Annotated in this window: 13 protein-coding genes and 1 riboswitch; of the genes, 8 read left to right on the forward strand and 5 right to left on the reverse strand. The window is 73.2% G+C overall.

The annotated features are described in order from the left end of the window. Positions 1 to 12: 12 nt before the first annotated feature. The gene (locus J2S41_RS03370; protein WP_310362891.1) at positions 13 to 771 is read right to left on the reverse strand and encodes a CbtA family protein; all 759 of its coding nucleotides are present in this window, start codon (positions 769 to 771) and stop codon (positions 13 to 15) included. Between the two features lie 14 nt (positions 772 to 785). After that, positions 786 to 989: a CbtB domain-containing protein gene (locus J2S41_RS03375; RefSeq protein ID WP_310362895.1), complete on the reverse strand. Its 204-nt coding sequence runs from the start codon at positions 987 to 989 to the stop codon at positions 786 to 788. Positions 990 to 1,022: 33 nt separating this feature from the next. Beyond that, positions 1,023 to 1,198, reverse strand: a riboswitch (cobalamin riboswitch). A gap of 104 nt (positions 1,199 to 1,302) precedes the next feature. On the opposite strand from J2S41_RS03375, the gene J2S41_RS03380 reads away from it, so the two are divergent. The 4 genes from J2S41_RS03380 (at position 1,303) to trmB (ending at position 5,372) form a co-directional block, all read left to right on the forward strand. Continuing rightward, positions 1,303 to 1,989, forward strand: a complete 687-nt coding sequence (locus J2S41_RS03380) for a hypothetical protein (protein ID WP_310362897.1) — start codon at positions 1,303 to 1,305, stop codon at positions 1,987 to 1,989. A gap of 260 nt (positions 1,990 to 2,249) precedes the next feature. After that, positions 2,250 to 3,197, forward strand: coding sequence for a TolB family protein (locus J2S41_RS03385; protein ID WP_310362899.1), 948 nt, complete (start codon positions 2,250 to 2,252; stop codon positions 3,195 to 3,197). 187 nt (positions 3,198 to 3,384) lie between these two features. Continuing rightward, a complete protein-coding gene (locus tag J2S41_RS03390) occupies positions 3,385 to 4,494 on the forward strand; it encodes a cellulose binding domain-containing protein (protein ID WP_310362901.1) in 1,110 nt (369 codons plus the stop codon). A 140-nt stretch (positions 4,495 to 4,634) separates the two neighbouring features. Continuing rightward, entirely contained in the window at positions 4,635 to 5,372 is a 738-nt protein-coding gene (gene trmB / locus J2S41_RS03395; RefSeq protein WP_310376259.1) for a tRNA (guanosine(46)-N7)-methyltransferase TrmB, read from the forward strand. 2,127 nt (positions 5,373 to 7,499) lie between these two features. Here the strand turns inward: trmB and J2S41_RS03400 are convergent. Both J2S41_RS03400 and J2S41_RS03405 read right to left on the reverse strand, forming a co-directional pair. Next, positions 7,500 to 9,773: a putative bifunctional diguanylate cyclase/phosphodiesterase gene (locus J2S41_RS03400; protein WP_310362904.1), complete on the reverse strand. Its 2,274-nt coding sequence runs from the start codon at positions 9,771 to 9,773 to the stop codon at positions 7,500 to 7,502. After that, positions 9,760 to 10,326 (reverse strand): hypothetical protein, encoded by a 567-nt coding sequence (locus tag J2S41_RS03405; RefSeq protein WP_310362906.1) that lies wholly within the window; start codon positions 10,324 to 10,326, stop codon positions 9,760 to 9,762. The genes J2S41_RS03400 and J2S41_RS03405 overlap by 14 nt, the downstream gene beginning before the upstream one ends. A gap of 194 nt (positions 10,327 to 10,520) precedes the next feature. On the opposite strand from J2S41_RS03405, the gene J2S41_RS03410 reads away from it, so the two are divergent. Then, on the forward strand, positions 10,521 to 12,410 hold the full coding sequence (locus tag J2S41_RS03410; RefSeq protein WP_310362908.1) for an IPT/TIG domain-containing protein: 1,890 nt from the start codon (positions 10,521 to 10,523) through the stop codon (positions 12,408 to 12,410). A 69-nt stretch (positions 12,411 to 12,479) separates the two neighbouring features. On the opposite strand, the gene J2S41_RS03415 is transcribed toward J2S41_RS03410, so the two are convergent. Next, entirely contained in the window at positions 12,480 to 13,403 is a 924-nt protein-coding gene (locus J2S41_RS03415; RefSeq protein ID WP_310362910.1) for a proteasome assembly chaperone family protein, read from the reverse strand. A 191-nt stretch (positions 13,404 to 13,594) separates the two neighbouring features. Here J2S41_RS03415 and J2S41_RS03420 point away from each other — a divergent pair, with 191 nt between their 5' ends. From J2S41_RS03420 to J2S41_RS03430, 3 genes are read left to right on the forward strand one after another with little or no spacing between them, the layout of a single operon-like run. Then, complete coding sequence (locus J2S41_RS03420; protein WP_310362913.1) at positions 13,595 to 15,823, forward strand: putative bifunctional diguanylate cyclase/phosphodiesterase; 2,229 nt, start codon at positions 13,595 to 13,597, stop codon at positions 15,821 to 15,823. 41 nt (positions 15,824 to 15,864) lie between these two features. Next, a complete protein-coding gene (locus tag J2S41_RS03425) occupies positions 15,865 to 17,751 on the forward strand; it encodes a glycosyltransferase (RefSeq protein ID WP_310362915.1) in 1,887 nt (628 codons plus the stop codon). Further along, positions 17,696 to 18,859 carry a hypothetical protein gene (locus tag J2S41_RS03430; protein ID WP_310362917.1) on the forward strand — a complete coding sequence of 388 codons (1,164 nt, stop codon included), beginning with the start codon at positions 17,696 to 17,698 and terminating at the stop codon, positions 18,857 to 18,859. Before J2S41_RS03425 ends, J2S41_RS03430 begins: the two co-directional genes overlap by 56 nt. Positions 18,860 to 18,893 lie beyond the last annotated feature (34 nt).

The raw sequence follows: 18,893 nt of genomic DNA on the forward strand, positions 1-18,893 counted from the left end.
AAAACCGGCAAATCACAGACCAGTGGCGGACGTGCTCCCGTCGGCCCGGGCGGCCGGCCCGCCCGTACGCGGAGTGAGCAGCAGCCCCAGCACGGCGCCCATGGTCGCCCACATGGCGGTCAGCTCGGCCAGCGACGCGACCCGGAAATCCCAGATCAGCCGCGCCGGCACGTCCGCCGGGATCTCCACGGTGCCGCCCGGCCAGATCAGCATGAGCGCGAGGTAGCCGGCGACGCCGGCCAGCACGCCGCCGGTGACCGCGAGCGGCGCGGACCACCCGCGCTCCACCAGCACCTGCCGGACCAGCACGGCCAGCCAGGCGATCGCCACGCCGGCAGCGATGAGTGACAGGTACTGCGCGGTGCGCGCGCCCACCGTGTCCGGATCGCCGACGGCCGGCGGGTTCGCCGGGTACTTCAGCGCCGGGACCAGTGAGAACGACACGAACCCGAGGAAGGCCAGCAGCACCGCCCGGCCGAAGTCGGTGCGGGCCGGGAGCCGGTGCCGCACCGTCGCGAACACCACGGCCAGCACCAGCGCCAGGCAGACCGCGACCGCGACGGCCGCGACCATGCCGCCGGCCACCTGCATGGCGCGGCCGACCAGCGGCTCCTCCGCGGGCGTGCCCGCGGACCTGGCCTCCTCCACCGCGAGGGCCCGCGCGATCACCGGCTCGACGACGGCGAACGCGACGACCGACGCCACCACGCCGGCCGCGACGCCCGCGAGGGCGCCGCGCCGGAGGATGCCGCCCAGCGTGGGCGTGGTCATGTCCCGTGCCGCGGTCAGTGGCACGGAACGCCGAGCGCGTGCCGGCCGTCGTGGGTGAACTCGTGCAGGTACGCCGCGATCTGGCCGGTGGTGACCAGCCCGTTCTCCTGGAGCAGCAGGTAGACGACGCCCAGCGCGACGACGGCCAGCAGCCAGGCGATCAGCGGGACCCGGATCGGAGCGACGACGTCGGCACCGGTGGAAACGGTCGGCGGCATGATGGTTGATCCTCTCGTCCATGCCTCGTGGCGATGTGATGCGACGCCATGGCCGGTCTCCTGGCTCCCGGATCATCACGCCCGCCCCGGCCTTCCCAGATCCGCGCGGATCCGGTGGCGAGGGTGGAACGGGCACTCCCCGGTCACAGTGGCGAGGACCGCGCCGGAATCACACCGGCTTCCCGAGCACCATGGCCAGCGCAGCGTACCGCCGCCCGAAATCCCCGGACAAGGGGCCATGATCAATCTTGGTGCGGGCGGGCTGTGGCCATGCCGTCACCGTGGGTGGGAAATGTCGTACCCGTCGATTAGTATGTGTGTACGAAAGACGCCACCCCACCAGGGAGGATCTTCAACCGTGCCCACTCTGGAGACCGATCTCACGCCGTACGCGACGATGCTCTCGTTCACCCGCTACGTCGGCCGCACCGGGCCGAAGAAGGCCTCGTTCGTCAGCGGGCTGCGCCGGGCGCGGCAGACCAAGTCCGGATTCAACCCGCACGGGCAGCTCGTCAAGGCGCTCAAGGCGGACATCCAGTTCCGCACGCCGGGCACCCACCTGGCCGCGGTGGTGCAGGCGGTCAAGCCGCGCTGGCGCCCGCTCTACGAGGCGTCCACCGCCGGTGCCGCGCGCTACCTGGAGACGCTCGGCGACCTCGACAAGGTGTGGCTCGCCCAGACCCGCGACGCGCTCGCGGTGATCGGCGGCCTGCCCGTCAAAATCAACCCCCACCTCGGCCTGCGGTACGAGGGAGGTCGCGCCGAGGCGGTGCGCCTGCACTTCGACGAGACGCCCCCCGGCGACGAGGCCGTGGTCGCCACGCTGCACCTGATGGCCGCGCACATGGACCAGATCCTCCCGCACGCGGAACCGGTCCTGGTCGACGTCCGCCGCGGCGCCGTCTTCCGCGCGGACCCGGCCACCCGGCCGGCGGACATCGACCGCTGGCTCACCGGCGAGGCCGCCGCCTTCGCCGCCATGTGGTCCGCCGCCTCGTAACGCCCGGCGTCCCGGCCCGCGCCAGAACGGCGCGGGCCGCGCGCTCTCCGTGCGGGCCGAGCGTCACTCCCGTGCGGCGCGATCCCGCCCAGCCGCCCACTCCCGCCCCGCGACCCGCCCGATTTGGGGTGATTACGCCGAATTGACCGACTGGGGTCGTAGGGTGCCAACCGGGAAGCGCTCAGGTGCCGTTCGGTTGCGACGATCGTCTCCCCGTGGAGATATGCAGGAGCGCGGAGCCGCGAGCCCGGGAGACCGTCATGCGCAAGACCCTCAGCCGATCCCGCATCGTGCGCGGCGCCGCCGTCGCGCTGACCGCCACGGTTGCGATCACCACGCTCACCGCCACCACCGCGCGGGCGCGGGCCGCCACGACGCCGGACCTGGCCTTCGTGCGCGACGGCAACGTCCTGCTGCTGCGTGACGGCGCCGAGAAGCAGCTCACCAAGGGCGGCGGCGCGGCCCGGCCGCGCTGGTCGCCGGACGGCACGCGCATCGCGTACCTGCTGAAGAACCGCCTTTGGATCATGAACGCGGACGGCAGCGGCCAGCGCGCGCTCGACGGGCACCCGTCCGGCGGCGCGGACTGGTCGCCGGACGGGAAGTGGCTGGCGTTCGCGGCGCCCGGCTGCACCGGTGGGCCGGTCGTCTACCGCATCGCCACCACCGGGAAGGGTCGTCCCGAGGTGCTGTTCCCGGCCGAGTGCAAGGGTCAGCCGCTGCCCACGGAGAAGCCCGAACCGGCCCGTGGCGGCACCATCGCGGAGCGGATCGCGGTGGACGACACGGTCTCCTGGGCGCCGGACGGCACCCGGATCGCGTTCCGCGGCGGACTGTGCGAGTCCGTCTTCGACGCGTGCCTGACCATCGGCACGGTGGCCGGCGCGAAGGAGCGCGCGGTCGCCACGTTCGGCGGCGGCGGGCAGGGGAGCGGGTTCGCGACCGTGCCGTCGTGGCGGCCGGACGGCGCGCGCCTCACCTGGACGGCCGCCACCTCGGCGAAGCTGTCCGTGATCGAGTACGACCCGGCCACCGGGGCGAAGCGGACGCTCGGCCTGCCCGGCGACCGGGAGTTGAGCTACCAGACCACGCGCACCGCGTACGTCACCGGCGAGCGCGCCGGCCGGTCCTGGCTCTTCCGGCTGGACACCGACGGCGGCGCGCGGGTGGCGCTGCGCCAGGGCTCGCAGCCCGACCCCCGCCCATAGACGATCGTTGACATATGATGGCGCCGGAGCCGTACCGGCCCGTCGTGCGGGAGGCAGGGCAAAGCCTCCCCCCACCAGCCGTCGGGAGTCTCGCCACGCTGCCCGGCTGCCGCCCCGACCGCCCACCCCCCGGGCGGACCGCGGCAGCGCCTTCCGGAACCCGCAGCGACCCGTTCGGAGATGAGTCATGCCCGCACGACGACGCCCCCGCCTGCCCGGCATCCTCGCCACCATCGTCACCATCACCGCGGCCGTACTCGCGCTGATCACCATCCAGCCCGCGCTGGCCGAGGTGGACCGACAACCCCGAACCGCCGCCGATCCGGTACGGATCATGGCGCTCGGCGACTCGATCACCGGCTCGCCCGGCTGCTGGCGCGCGCTGCTCTGGCGGCAGCTCCAGACCGCCGGCCACACCGACACCGACTTCGTGGGCACGCTGCCGCCACAGGGCTGCGGCTTCGCCTACGACGGTGAGAACGAGGGCCACGGCGGCTTCCTCGCCACGAACATCGCGAACCAGTCGCTGCTCCCCGGCTGGCTGTCCGCCACCGACCCGGACGTCGTGCTGATGCACCTCGGCACGAACGACGTCTGGAGCAACATCCCGCCCGCCACGATCCTGGCCGCGTTCAGCACGCTGGTCGATCACATGCGCGCCAGCAACCCTGCCATGCGCATCCTGGTCGCCCAGATCATCCCGGTGGACCCGCCGAGCTGTGCCGAGTGCGCGGCGCGGACCGTGGCGTTCAACGCGGCGATCCCGGCGTGGGCCGCGTCCAGGAGCACGGCCGCCTCGCCGATCACGGTGGTGGACCAGTGGACCGGCTTCGTGCCCGCGACCGACACCGGCGACGGCGTGCACCCGAACGCGGCCGGCGACGCCAAGATCGCCGACCGGTGGTTCGCGCCGCTGGTCCAGGCGATCACCGGGGTCCCGGCCGGCACGCCGTCCGCCACGCCATCAGCCACGCCGTCCGTCTCGCCGCCCGGCGCCGGGTGCGCCGCGACGTACCAGATCGTCGGGCAGTGGGCGGGCGGCTTCCAGGGTGAGGTCACGGTCGCGAACGCCGGCGCGGCGGCCAGCCGGTCCTGGAGCGCGCGATTCACGTTCGGCGCGGGTCAGCGGGTGTCGCAGATGTGGGGTGGAAACGTCACCCAATCGGGTGCCGATGTCACGGTGAGCAACGCGGAGTGGAACGGCGCGCTGGCTCCGGGCGCCTCTACCACGGTGGGCTTCATCGGGTCGTGGACGCAGAGTAACCCTGCCCCTACCACCACCTGCACTTTCGGATAAACAACCACAAAAAACCATCAAACCGCACCGGGGGTACGGCGGGAGCTGCGCTTCCGTCGTACCTCCTGGGTATTGTCTTGGGTCTGATGAGTATCGAGACGAACACTGATCTTGCAGACGCGCTCCAGCTGTCCGAGCAGATGGACGCGCTGGCCGAGCAGATCAACGCGCTGCCTCCCGCCCGGGTGCGGACGTTCCACCCCCGCCGGGGCCGGATGAGTCCGAAACACCACGACGCGCTGGAGCGGCTGTGGGAGAGCCACGGCGTCGACGTGCCGCTCGACCCGGCGGAGGCGCTGCCGCTCGACCTCGCCGCGCTCTTCGGCCGCGAGGCGCCCACCGTGCTGGAGATCGGCTCCGGCATGGGCGAGGCGACCGTGGCCATGGCCGCCGCCGACCCCGACCGCGACTACCTCGCCGTCGAGGTGCACACCCCCGGCGTCGGCAACCTGTTGAGCATGACCGAGCGCCGCGGCCTGACCAACGTCCGCGTCGCCCTCGGTGACGCGCTCACGCTGGTCGGCCACCAGCTCGCCCCCGCTTCGCTCGACGCCATCCACGTCTTCTTCCCCGACCCGTGGCCCAAGGCCCGCCACCACAAGCGCCGCCTCATCCAGCCCGCGCACCTCGGCCTGCTCCGCTCCCGCCTGCGCCCCGGCGGCATACTCCACTGCGCCACCGACTGGGCGGAGTACGCGGAGGCCATGCTCACCGCGATGACCGCCGAGCCCGGCCTCACCAACGACTTCGACCGCTTCGCCCCCCGCCCCGACCACCGCCCCATGACCAAGTTCGAGCGCCGCGGCATCACGGCCCACCGCCGCATCTACGACCTCATCTTCCGCCGCACCCCCACCCAGGACGACCAGCCCCAGTAACGTGGCCGCTGCCGATCGCGAGGCGCCCCGGTTTGCCAGCACGGCGAACCCGACTCCTCCACCTGAGTCGCGGCACCCCTGCTCGCACGCAGACCACGATGCGCCTGACCCGACATGAGCCGCGGCGCGGTCAGCCTGGCATAATCCGCGGCCCGGCTGGTCCGGCGTGGGAGGCGGCACGGCTGGCCCGGCGTGAGCTGGGGCGGGTTGGCCGGGCGTGAGTGTGGTGCGGTTGGCCCGGCGTGAGAGGCGGCGCGGCTGGTCTGGCGTGAGCTGGGGCGGGTTGGCCGGGCGTGAGTTGTGGCGCGGCTGGTCCGGCGTGAGTTGTGGTGCGGCTGGTCTGGCGTGAGTTGTGGTGCGGCTGGTCTGGCGTGGGAGGCGGCGCGGCTGGTCCGGCGTGGGCTGGGGTGGGTTGGCCGGGCGTGAGTGTGGTGCGGTTGGCCCGGCGTGGGAGGCGGCGCGGCTGGTCTGGCGTGGGCTGGGGTGGGTTGGCCGGGCGTGAGTGTGGTGCGGTTGGCCCGGCGTGGGAGGCGGCGCGGCTGGTCCGGCGTGAGCTGCGGTGGGTTGGCCGGGCGTGAGTGTGGTGCGGTTGGCCCGGCGTGGGAGGCGGCGCGGCTGGTCCGGCGTGAGCTGCGGTGGGTTGGCCGGGCGTGAGTGTGGTGCGGTTGGCCCGGCGTGGGAGGCGGCGCGGCTGGTCCGGCGTGAGCTGCGGTGGGTTGGCCGGGCGTGAGTTGCGACGCGGCTCGTCCGGCGTAAGTGTCGGCGCGGTTGGGTTGGCGTGAGCCGGCGAAGCCGGCCTGGCGTAGGTCGCGGAGCGGCTGGCCTGGTGTAAATCGCGGAGCGGCTGGCCTGGCGTAGGTCGCGGAGCGGCCGGCCTGGCGTAGGTCGCGGAGCGGCCGGCCTGGTGTAAATCGCGGAGCGGCTGGCCTGGCGCCAGGCATGGAGCGGCTGGTCTGGCGTGAGCCGGGCGAAGCCGGCCTAGGGTAAGTCGCGGCGCGGCAGGCCTGGCCTGAGCCGCGTTGCGGCCGGACTTCGCGTGATTAGCGGCGCGGCTTGCGCCGGCGCTGTCAGCGCGGCCTTCGGGAACGCCACCCACCGCAGTCCCGTCAGCCCTCCCGCAGCCGATGCTCGCTGCGCCTTCCGTGCGTGGAGATCGGGACCTGTGCCGGGGCGTCGGGAGACGGTCCAGGCGGGAACCGGGCACTCCGTGCCCGAAATTTCGGCATATCTTGGGCGAGCATGATCGTCCACTGTGACTTTGTGAGGCGTAGGCACGTTATTCGGCCCGAATAACGTGCCTACGCCTCACAAAGTGGGGATCGCGCGACTCCGCGGAAGATCACGACCGCTGAGCCGCGCCGGTCCTGGCGGTGACTCGGGATCGCCGCCCTTCGGCGCGCTGTGGTCGGGCCGGTGGCGAGTGTTACCGCAGGCCGACGGCGGGTCGTCTAGTCAAACGGCGAACCTGATCGAGTGGGATCGGGGCAGATGCCCCGCCGGGCACGCGAACGGTCTCCCGCCCGAAGCCCGGAGGCAGATCGAAGACAGCCGTAGGGTCGAGGCCGCGCAAGCCAGGAGGATCGGAAGGCATCGGAAGCCGGAGGACCGAAAGATGGTGGAAGGCGGGAAGGTCGAAGGGGTGCCGCAAACCGCAGGGCGAAGGGCTGCTGGAAGCCGGTAGCGCCGAAAAGCCGGAGGCGGCGGCTGCTGGAAGCCGGAGGAGCCGAAGACAGGCCGGTAGGGGCCGGAGACCGGTAGGGCCGAAGGGCGCCGGGGCCGGTAGGGCCGAAGGGCGCCGGAGACCGGTAGGGCCGAAGGGCGCCGGAGACCGGTAGGGCGGAAGCGCGCCGGGGCCGGTAGGGCCGAAGGGCGCCGGAGACCGGTAGGGCGGAAGCGCGCCGGAGACCGGTAGGGCGGAAGCGCGCCGGAGACCGGTAGGGCGGAAGCGTGCCGGGGCCGGTAGGGCGGAAGCGCGCCGGGGCCGGTAGGGCCGAAGGGCGCCGGAGACCGGTAGGGCCGAAGCGCGGCGGAGGCCGCAGGCGGAGGGCGGCGGGAAGCCGGTAGGGCCGAAGGCCGCCGGAGGGCGGGAGGATCGAAGACTGCCGGTCGGCGGGAGGCGAGGGCGGATCAGGAGGGGGTGGCGGCAGCGCGCTCGTCCGCGAGGACCTTGGAGAGTTCCTCGGGTGGCAGGGGGTTGGAGAAGAAGAAGCCCTGGCCGAAGGCGCACTGCAACCCCCGCAGCCGGTCCAGTTGGTCCGGGGTCTCCACGCCCTCCGCGATCTGTGAGATGCCTAGCGTTTCCGCCAGGTTGACCAGGGCCTGGGTGACGGCGGAGCTCGTCGAGTCGTCGCCGAGGCGCTGGACGAAGGAGCGGTCGATCTTGATGGCGTGGATCGGCAGGTTCTGCAGGTAGCTCAGCGAGGCGTAGCCGGTGCCGAAGTCGTCCAGCGCCACGCGCACGCCCATGTCGGCCAGTTCGGTCAGCGTGACGGCGGCGCCGGCCAGATCGTAGAGCAGCGACGTCTCGGTCAGTTCCAGCACGAGACGCTCGGCCGGGAGTCCGGAGCCGTGCAGGGCCTCGCGGACGTCCTGGACCAGGCGGCCGGAGAGCACGTGGCCGGCGGTGACGTTGACGCTGACCGAGAAGCCGGCGTCGCCCTGCCACTCGCGGCCCTGGCGCGCGGCCTGGTGCAGCACCCAGCGGTCGATCTCGGGGAGCAGGCCGTTCGCCTCGGCGGCGGGCAGGAACATGGCCGGCGGGAGCAGGCCGCGCTGCGGGTGCTGCCAGCGCAGCAGCGCCTCCGCGCCGGTGAGCCGGCCGGTGCCTAGGTCGACCACGGGCTGGTAGTGGATCCGCAGTTCGTCGCGGAGCAGCGCGTTGCGCAGCTCGCCGTCCAGCTCCAGCCGGTGGAGCGACTCCGCGATCAGGGCCTCGTCCGCGAACCGGTGGCGGCCCTTGCCGTCCGCCTTCGCGGCGTACAGCGCCAGGTCCGCGTCGCGGAGCATGCGGCCCGGGTCGTCGAGGTAGTCGGTGCCGCTGAGCGTGATGCCGATGCTGGCGCCGACCGAGGCGTCGCCGTTGTCGACCCGGACCGGGCGGGTCAGCTCCGCCAGCAGGCGCTCGGCCAGGCCGGCGGCGGTGTCCGCGTCCGCGTCGGCGAGCAGCACGGCGAACTCGTCGCCGCCGAGCCGGGCCACGGTATCACCGCCGCGGGTGAGCGCGGCCAGCCGCCGCGACACCTCGATCAGCAGCGTGTCGCCGGCGCCGTGGCCGAGCGTGTCGTTGACCGCCTTGAAGCCGTCCAGATCGACCATGAGCAGCGCGGGTACGCCGTCCCCGCCCGGTGCCAGCGCCGCCGCCAGTCGTTCCGCGAACACGGACCGGTTCGCCAGCCCGGTCAGCGGGTCGTGCGCGGCCTGGTGCGCCAGGCGCTGCCGCTGCTCGGTGAGTTCCGCGGTGAGCCGCGCGGTCATCCACAGGCTCAGCCCTTGCCGGGTCAGGATCGCGACGATCATCAGCGCGGCCAGCCCGACCACGACCAGGTCGAAGTGGCGGGCGGCGAGCACGTGCGCGAGCCCGATGGTCAGGCTGCCGACGGCCGGCAGGTACGGCATGAGCCAGCCGCCCACGACCGGGCGCGGCGTCCAGGCGGTGTCCGTGCCGGTGCCCAGCGGCATGCGGGGCGTGCCCGCGACCAGCAGGATCACCAGGAGCATCAGGCCGTCGAGGTACCGGTCCGGGGCCAGCGACGTGTTGATCGTGAGGTAGGTGGCGATCAGGTTGTAGATCGCGGCCAGCGACACCGCGCCGCTGAGCATGCCGAGCGCGGGCTGTCCCTGTGCGCCGGAGAGCAGCAGCAGCGCCACGGCGAGGACCGCGAGCGAGCCGATCGTGTACGAGATGCTGACCCACTGGAACGTGTCGCCGTGCAGCGCGGGCTCGACCGCGAGGATCCAGCCGGGCATCAGCAGCGCCGTGCTGATCTGCACGCCGTCGAGCGTCATCCGCAGCTTGCCGGCCCAGCCCTCCGGCGCGGTCGGCAGCATCAGCAGCGCGGTGAACGCGCAGGCGAACATGACCAGCGTGGGCAGCGCGACCACGGCGTGCGGCACCAGGTGCCGCCCGGTCGCCTCGGCGGCCAGCATCATCACGTTCGAGGCGAGCCACAGCACCAGCCCGGCCGCGGCGATCGCCCACATCCAGAACCGGCCGTGCCGGCGTCCGCGTGCGGCCCGGAGGTAGACGACGACGGCCCAGCCGAGCGCGGCGCAGAGCACGGCCTGACCCATGGGTGCCGCCCCCGAGGCCGGCCAGATCAGCAGCAGCGTCTGGAAGAGCGCGGCGACCGCGGCGGCCGCGACCGCGAACCGCACCCCGCCGCGGGAGTCAGCGGACGTCATCGGTGCGCGCCTCCCAGACGAAGTCGACGCGCGCGTCCGCCGGCGTGGCCGTGTCCGTCGCGTAGCTGAAGCCGTACGGGTGTGACTGCTCGCCCGCGAGCGGCCGCCAGACCCCGACGCCGGTGCCGTACGCGGTGCGGGTGGTGGCGAAGTCCGCGACCGTGCCGTGGTAGACCGTGACCGCCTCGCCGAACGCGGAGCACGACGGCCCGCTGCCCGTGGTGATCGTCAGCCGCACCCGCCCGTCCGCCGGGTCGTGGTTCGCGCCGTAGAGCCGGACCACCGTGCCCGGGCCGCCGGTGTAGTGCACGGTCGCGCAGTGCTCGCGGGCCGCGCCGGGTGTCATGCCGGTGACCTCCAGCCGGGCCGCGCCGGTCTCCTCCGGCGTCACGGCGACCGCGCCGCGCTGCCACGCCGCGACCGCCGCCGGCATCGCCGCCACGTGCCGCTGCCAGACCAGTCCGCCGGTCACCAGCAGGCCGATCACGAGCGCCGCGCCGATCAGGGTGAGCCGGGCACTGCCCGCGCTGGTGTCGGCCTGGGTCCCGGCCATGGTCGGTTCTCCTCGTCGCCACCGGCGCGGCGGGGGAGGGCCGCGCTCGGTGGGTTGTATCGGCGTTGCGGACCGGTACCTGAGCGGTAGGAAAGGCGGCCGGAAACCCTCAGCCGCCACCGGGGCGCGTCGAAGTGTGCGGCCAGCCCGGCCCCGGGCCGTCTCCGCGGGCCGGTCCCCCGGAAGGAGCCGGTATGCGCATCACCCGCAGGGCCCTGATATCCAGTGCCGCCGCATTGCTCGCCGTGGCCGTCGGCGTCACGGCCGGCCCGGTCCCGGCGTCCGCCGCGGCGGGCGTCACGAGACTTCCGCACCCGGTCGGCGGGTACGTCCAGAGCCCGCAGCTGAAGAAGGCGGAGGCGCGCGCGTCCGCCGTCACCGACCTGCCCGCGAGCGTCGACCTGCGCCCGTACGCGCCGGCACCGGGCGACCAGGGCCAGGTCGGCTCGTGCGTCTCGTGGTCGATCGCGTACTCGATCATGGGCTATTACGCGAAGCGGCAGAACGGTGCGGGCGCGCCGTACGCGCCGCTGTTCCTCTACATGCGCACGGTCGCGGCCGGCGGCGCACCCGGTGCCGGCACGAACCCGGATTACGCGCTGACCCGCGCGCAGGCCGGCGGCGTGGACACCCAGGCGCACTACTTCCAGGGCACCACCGGCTGGCAGACGCCGCCGACCGCCGACCAGATCGCCAACGCGGAGAACTACCGGATCACCGGCTGGCAGCGGCTCTGGGTCGGCGGCAACCAGGGCACGAACGCGCAGGCCGCGGTGAAGCAGGCGCTCGCCTCCGGCCAGCCGGTCGCGATCGGCTTCCCGGTCTACCGGGACTTCATGTACCTGCGCAGCCACACCAACTACGGCACCACCACCGGTACGAGCCTGGGCGGTCACATGGTCGCGCTGCTCGGCTACGACGCCACCGGCGTGTGGATTCGCAACTCCTGGGGCACCGGCTGGGGCAACGGCGGCGACGCGCACCTGTCCTGGTCGTTCGTGCAGACCGCGGTGAACGGCGCGTACACGGTCAGCGGCATCGACACGCCGGCCCAGGAGACCGAGCCGGTGCCGACCGTGGCGGCGCTCTCCGCGAGGAGCGGCCCGGCCGTGGGCGGCACCGCGGTCACCATCACCGGCTCCGGCCTGGCCACCGCCACCGCGGTCACGTTCGGCGGCAAGCCCGCCACGTTCAGCGCGAGCGTGACCGGCGGCGTCACGAAGCTGACCGCGACCGCGCCGGCCGGCGTCTCCGGCACCACGGTGGACGTGGCGGTCACCAACGGTGGCGGGACCAGCGCGGCCGGCACCGCGGCGCGGTTCACGTACACGCCGAACGGGCCGGCCGTCTCCGCGCTGGCGCCGTCCAGCGTGGTGGTCTACGGCGGCAGCACGGTCACGCTGACCGGCACGGACCTGACCGGCGTCCGGTCGGTCACGGTCGGCACGCGCGCGGTGGGCTACCGGGCCGTGGCCGGCGGCGCCACGCTCACGTTCACCACGCCGGCGCTGGCCGCGGGCACGTACCCGGTCACGGTGACCACCGCCTACGGCAAGAGCACGCCGGTCACGCTCACCTATGTGCCGCCGGCCGCGCCGGCGGTGACCGCGGCGTCCGCCACCACCGCCTCCACGGTCAAGGCCACGCAGCTCACGCTTACCGGCACCGCCCTGCTGAAGGCCGCGATGTCGCTGGGCGGCCGGACGGTCGGCGGCAGCGTCACGGACACGAAGATCACGGTCACCCTGCCGCCGCGCGCGGCCGGTGAGGTCCCGCTGGTCGTGACCACGCCGGGCGGCACCACCACGGTCACGATCACCTACGTGGCGCCGCCGAGGCCGGTGGTCACCGCGCTCAGCGCCACCTCCGGCCCGGCCGGGAAGGCCGCCACCATCACCATCCGGGGTACGGCGCTGGGCGACGTCACCGCGGTGACCGTGGGCGGGACGCGGGTGGCGTTCACCCGGGTGTCCGGCACGGAGCTGCGGGCGACGTTCCCCGCGAAGGCGGCCGGCACCTACGACGTGCAGGTCACCGCGCCGGGCGGCACCAGCGAGAAGGCGACGTTCACGTACATCAGGTGAGCGCCGGGGTTGGGGTGATGAGAACGGGGCCGTGCCACGGATGGCACGGCCCCGTTTCGCGCGTACGCGTCAGTTGTCGTCGTTGCGGGACTGCTGTTCCGCGAGGAAGCGCTCCAGCTCCGCGCCGAGCTCGTCCGCGGTCGGCAGTTCGACGGCCGGGCTGGCCAGCAGGCTGTTCGACGCGCGCCCGCGCAGGAACGCGTCGTACTGCTGCTCCAGCGCGCCGACCAGGTTGCGGCCCTGGTCGTCCTCGGCGATCTGCCGGTCGACCTCGGCCCGGACCTCGGCGGCGGACGCGCGCAGGCCGTCCAGCGGCAGCAGCAGGCCGGTCGAGTGCGACACGGAGGAGAGCAGCGTCTCGGCCGCGGCCGGGTACTCCGTCTGCGCGAGGTAGTGCGGGACGTGCACCGCGTACCCCATGGCGTCCTTGCCCTGTTCGCCGAGGCGAAGCTCGAGCAGGTTGCCGATGCTCGCCGGCACCTGCACCTTCTGCATGAACGACTCCTGGTCGCCGAGCAGCGCGCGCCGGGTCGCGTGCCCGGTGACGCTGGCCGGGCGGGTGTGCGGGACCGCCATCGGGATCGCGTTCAGCCCGATCGTCAGCCGCACCCGGAACCGCTCGGCGAGCTGGATCACGGCGGCGATGAACCGCTCCCACTGCAGATCCGGCTCCGGGCCGGTGAGCAGCAGGAACGGCGCGGAGACCGTGTCGTGCACCAGGTGCAGCGCGAGCTGCGGCGTCTCGTAGCTGACCCAGTGGTCGCGGTCGAAGATCATCGGGGGCCGTCGCGAGCGGTAGTCCATGAGCTGGTCCACGTCGAACGTCGCGAGGACCGTGCTGTCCAGCGTCGTGAGTACGTGGTCCACCGCGAGCTGGGTGGCGCTGCCCGCGTCCACGAAGCCCGTCATCGCGTGCACCAGCACCGGCTCGTCGAGCTCCGCGAGCGTCGGCAGGTCGTCGGTGAGCTGGTAGAGCTCCTCCGGATCGAGCACCGGTCTCTCCCCCTCCTGGAAAGAACAAACCGACTCGGCCAACGTCCCGGTGTCGCGGCACATTCCCGCGTCACCGGGTGTTCCCCGCGAGATTCTCTCAAATTCCCCTCACGGCGCCCACGGCAGGCACCTCATCTCGGCGTCCTCGTCGCCGATCAGACAGGAGCGGAATCGGTACGGCGGGAGAGTCGATGCGACGGTCAACGGCCGGGTTCTACGGCGTCACGGGTGGTGCCGTGTTGACCGCCGCCGTCCTGACCCTGACCGCGCCGCTGGCCGCCGAGCTCCGCACCGTGGTAGTGCCGCAGATCGCGATGCTGGTCGCGGATGTGCTCGCGGTCACGTTCGCGGTCCGCGCCGCGCGCCGCCCCGGGCCGGACGCCGCGACCCGCCGCGCCTGGTGGATTCTGGCCGCGGCGTTCACCGCGCTGTGCGTCGCGTCCGTGCTGTTCGCCGCGTTCCCGGGCGCGCGGTCGTTCCCGGTGCCGGGGCACTGGGCGCGGCTCGGCGTGTTCCTGCCGCTGATGCTGGCCGGCCTGCTCTCCATGCCGCGACGGCCGGCCGGGCAACTGGCGCACTGGAAGACACCGCTGGACGTGGGCGCCGTGGTGATCGGCGGCGCGATGCTGATGTGGTACCTGGTGACCGGGCCCGCGCTGGCGGCCGGGGCGGCGCTGGGACCGCACACGGTCGCGTTCGCCATCGCGTACCCGATCGGCGATCTGGTGCTCCTCTTCGGCGTCACGCTGGTGCTGATCCGCGGCGTGGACGCCTCGGCCCGGCTGCCGATGACGCTGCTCGGCGCCGCGCTGATCTTCGAGATCGTGGGCAACACCTACCTGGGGTTTCTGGCCGTGCACCCGGGCGGCCCGGCCGTGGTGGGCTGGCAGTTCTGGTGCTGGATGGTCGCGCACGCGCTGGTCGCGACCGCCGCGTTCGAGGCGTCCCGGATCGAGGGCGCGTCCCGGGTCCGGGTGCCGGGGTCGCTGTCCGTGAGCCGCCTGCCCTACCTGGGCATCGCGGCCGGGCTGTCGCTGCTGGTCGCGGCCACGCTCCGGGAGGAGCGGATCTATCCGTGGACCGGGCTGGTGCTCGGCGCGCTGCTGCTGGTCGGCATCGTGGTGCTGCGGCAGGTCGCGACGCTGCGGGAGAACCACGAGCTGGCGATCACGGACGGGCTTACCGGGCTGGCCAATCGCGCCCGGCTGCACGACGCGCTCGGCCGCGCGCTGGCCCGGGGCCGGCGCTCCGGGCACTCCACCGCGGTGCTGCTCGCCGACCTCAACGGCTTCAAGCAGGTCAACGACGGGCTCGGGCACGCGGCCGGCGACCGGCTGCTGGTCGAGTTCGCGGGCATGCTGCGCCGCGCCGTGCTCGGTTCCGACGTGGTCGGCCGGCTGGGCGGCGACGAGTTCGCGGTGGTGCTGCACGACATCGGCCCGGCGGAGAACGCGCAGGCGGTGGTGCGGCGGCTGCGCCAGGAGATGGAGATGCCGATCCTGATCGGCGACGTGGTGGTGCAGGTGCGGGCCGCGATCGGCGTAGCGGTGACCGGCCCCGGCGAGCACGACGCGGACGCGCTGCTGCGGATGGCCGACGAGGCGATGTACCGGGCGAAGCGCGCGGAGAAGGACGGCCTGGACCCGCACGCGGAGGAGTTGGCGGCGGAGCTCGGCGACGCGGTCCGCGCCGGGCAGTTGCGCGTGCACTACCAGCCGATCGCGACGCTGCCGGACGGGCGGATCGTGGGCGTGGAGGCGCTGGTCCGCTGGGCGCACCCGGTGCGCGGCGAGGTGCCGCCGCTGTCGTTCATCCCGCTGGCCGAGGAGACCGGCGCGATCCGCGAGATCGGCGCGTGGGTGCTGGAGCAGGCCTGCCGGCAGGTCGCGGCGTGGCACGCGGCCGGGCACTCGCTGCACCTGGCGGTGAACGTGTCGCCGCGACAGCTGGTGCCGGGGCTGGCCGAGCGCGTGTTCGCGGTGCTGGACGACAGCGGGCTGCCGTACCGGGACCTGATCGTCGAGGTGACCGAGAGCGTGCGGGTGGAGGACCCGGTCGCGGTCGAGGAACTGCGGAAGCTGCACAAGCGCGGCATCCGGATCGCGCTGGACGACTTCGGCACCGGCTACTCCACGCTGCGCTACCTGACCGCGCTGCCGGTCGACATCCTGAAGATCGACCGGTCGTTCGTGGCCAAGCTCGACGGTACGCCCGAGGGCGCGGCCGTGGCCGAGACCGTGCTGCGGCTGAGCCAGATGATGCACCTGGAGACGGTCGCGGAGGGCGTCGAGTCACCCGGCCAGGCCGCGGAGCTGGCCGGCCTGGGCTGCGTCAACGCGCAGGGCTACCACTTCGCGCGCCCGATGGCCGCGGACGAGGTCTCCGACCTGCTCACCGAACAGAACCCGGCCAGCGTCTGATTCCCCGCTTAAAGAGGAAATTTCCGTCATATCGTGTGGGAATGACGATGCGGGTGGGCGCGAGCATCCCGGTCGGTGACCTGCTGGTCGAGGCCGGCCTGCTGACCCGGCAGCAGATGTCGGACGCGGTACGGACCCGCGTGCGCACCGGCGCCCGCCTGGAGACCATCCTGATCAACTCCGGCGTCGTGCGGCGGCTGGACGTCTACCGCGTGCTGGCCCGGGGCTGGGACATCCCGTACCTGGAGGACCTGGACCAGCACCCGGTCGACGAGACGCTGCTGGCCGGCCTGGAACCCACCGAACTGGTCGCCGGCGCCTGGTTCCCGGTCCGGCGGCGCGAGGACGGCACGGTCCTGGTCGCCACGGCGGAGGCGCCCACCGAGCGCCGCCGCACCGAGGTGGGCCGGCGGCTCGGCGGCGCGGAGGTCGAGTTCGTCGCGGTCACCGGTCTCGACATCGACGTGGCCGTGATGCGCGGCTTCCGCGGCCTGGTGCTGGACGAGGCCAGTCTGGGCCTGTGGCGGCGCGACGAGAACCGCTCCGCGCGCACCGTGCTCAGCCGCGGCCAGCGCTGGGTGTTCGGCATCGCACTGGTCGTGCTGGTGATCCTGTCGATCCTGTTCCCGCGCGCGGTGCTGGTCGCGCTCTCCGCCGCCGTCGGCGCCGCGTTCCTGATCAGCGTGGGGTTCAAGTTCGCCATCTGCATGTCCGGCGCGCGGTTCGAGTACTACGAGACGGTGAGCGCGGCGGACGTGGCCGCGCTGCGCGACGTGGACCTGCCGGTCTACACCGTGCTGGTGCCGGTCTACCGCGAGGCGAACGTGGTCGGCGACCTGGTGGCGAACCTCGGTGCGCTCGACTACCCACCGGCCAAGCTGCAGATCCTGCTGCTGCTGGAGGAGGAGGACGACGAGACACGGGAGGCGGCCAAGGCGGCCCGGCCACCGCAGACGATCACGTTCGTCACCATCCCGGCCGGGCAGCCGCAGACCAAGCCGAAGGCGTGCAACGTCGGGCTGTTCCTGGCCAAGGGCGAGTTCCTGGTCATCTACGACGCGGAGGACAAGCCCGACCCGGACCAGCTCAAGAAGGCCGTGGTCGCGTTCAGCCGCGGCGGGCGCAGCCTGGCCTGCGTGCAGGCGGCGCTGAACTACTGGAACGCGGAGGAGAACGCGCTCACCCGCATGTTCACGCTCGAGTACTCGTTCTGGTTCGACTACATGCTGCCCGGGCTGGACGCCAGCCGGATGCCGATCCCGCTCGGCGGCACCTCCAACCACTTCCGCACGGACGCGCTGCGCCGGCTGGGCGGGTGGGACCCGTTCAACGTCACCGAGGACGCGGACATCGGCATCCGGGCCGCCGCGCTCGGGCGCACGGTCAGCGTGATCAACTCGACCACGTTCGAGGAGGCGAACCGCGCGTACGGCAACTTCATCCGGCAGCGCTCGCGGTGGATCAAGGGGTACCTGCAGACCACGCTGGTGCACCTGCGGCAGCCGGTCACGCTGCTCCGGATGATCGGCCCGCGGCCCGCCTTCGGGTTCGCGCTGCTGGTCGGCGGCACGCCGCTGACGTTCCTGTGCGTACCGCCGCTCTACCTGCTGTTCGCGGTGTCGCTACTGCTGCCGCCGGACGCGCTCTCGCCGTACTTCCCGGGCTGGGTGCTGTGGAGCGGCCTGGTGAACCTGCTGGTCGGGAACGCGATGATGATCTACGTGTCCATGATGGGCGCGTTCAAGCGGCGGCGGTACCGGCTCGTCGCGTGGGGCCTGCTGAACCCCGCCTACTGGCTCATGCACTCGATCTCCGCCTACAAGGCGCTCTGGCAGTTGATCACCCGACCGCACTACTGGGAGAAGACCACCCATGGCCTCAGTACCGTCGCGGGGCACACGCACGGCGACGGCGCCGTTCACGCCTGAGTGGCCGCCGCGGGCCACCACCACGGTCACCCGCCGGCCGCAGCGGGCCAGGACCCCACGGACCGAGCGCCGCGCCGGTACGGTGCGCCGCTGGGCGTTCCGGCTGCTGCTGGCCGCGCCGTTCGTGGCGCTGGCGGTGGCCTGGACCGGCGACGTCACCGCGAACGCGGCCATCGAGCGGGACGGCATGATCATCAGGTGGGGCGCCGACGACCTCGGCTTCGTGAGCGCGCTGTTCCCGCCGCTGCCCGCGGCCGTGGCCGGGCTGGCGCCGTTCGGCACCAGGGGCCTCGGCGTGGCCGGCGCGCTGCTGGCCGGCGTCGTGCTCGGCGTGCTCTGGGACCGGCTCCGGCGCTACGGGCTGCCGCGCCGGCTGGCCGCGGTGCTGCTGGCCGGGCTGGGCGCGATGCCCGCGTTCGGCGCGCTGGCGGTCAGCGACTTCCACCGGTTCGCCACCGTGGCGCTGTTCTCGGTGGCGCTGGCCGGGATGGTCCGGTTCGCGGTCGACGGCGATACCGGCGGCGGCTTCACCTGCGGGCTGGCCATGGGCGCGGCCGTGCTGTGCGACCTCTACGCCGTGCTGTTCACCGTGATGCTGGCCGTGACCTGCGCCGTGATCATCCGCTGGCGCGGGTTCGGCGGCACGGCCCCCGGGCCGGGGATGCTGCGCGCGACCGCGCTGGTGATCACGTTCCCCGCCGCGGCGGCGGTGTGCGGCTGGGCGTTCCTGGAGTGGCGCTTCGCCGGCACGTTCTTCCAGGGGGTACGGGACAGCGGGTGGGGGCCGAGCGTCCTCACCGGCGGGTGGGCGGCGCTCGCCGAGCAGCCGTGGCGGGAACTGGGGGAGGCGGTGCTGCGTACCCCCGTGCTGCTGGCCGCGCTGCTGCTGGCGCTGGTCAACGGCCGATGGTTGCTCTCGCTGCTGCTGCCGGTGCCGCCGCTGCTGATCGCGCTGGCCGTCGCGCTCGGCGTGCCGCTCACGCCGGGGGAGGCGCTGCTGGTGCTCGGCGCCGCCGCGCTGGTCGTGCCGGTGCCGTCCGGACGGGTCGCGGTCGCCGTGCTGACGGTGGCCGCTTCGTGCCAGGTCGGTCTCGGGTGGTTCTGGTGACCTGGCGCGTGGGTAGCACCATGGAAAGAGTCAC

This window comes from Catenuloplanes atrovinosus (genome assembly GCF_031458235.1).
GTDB lineage: Bacteria > Actinomycetota > Actinomycetes > Mycobacteriales > Micromonosporaceae > Catenuloplanes > Catenuloplanes atrovinosus.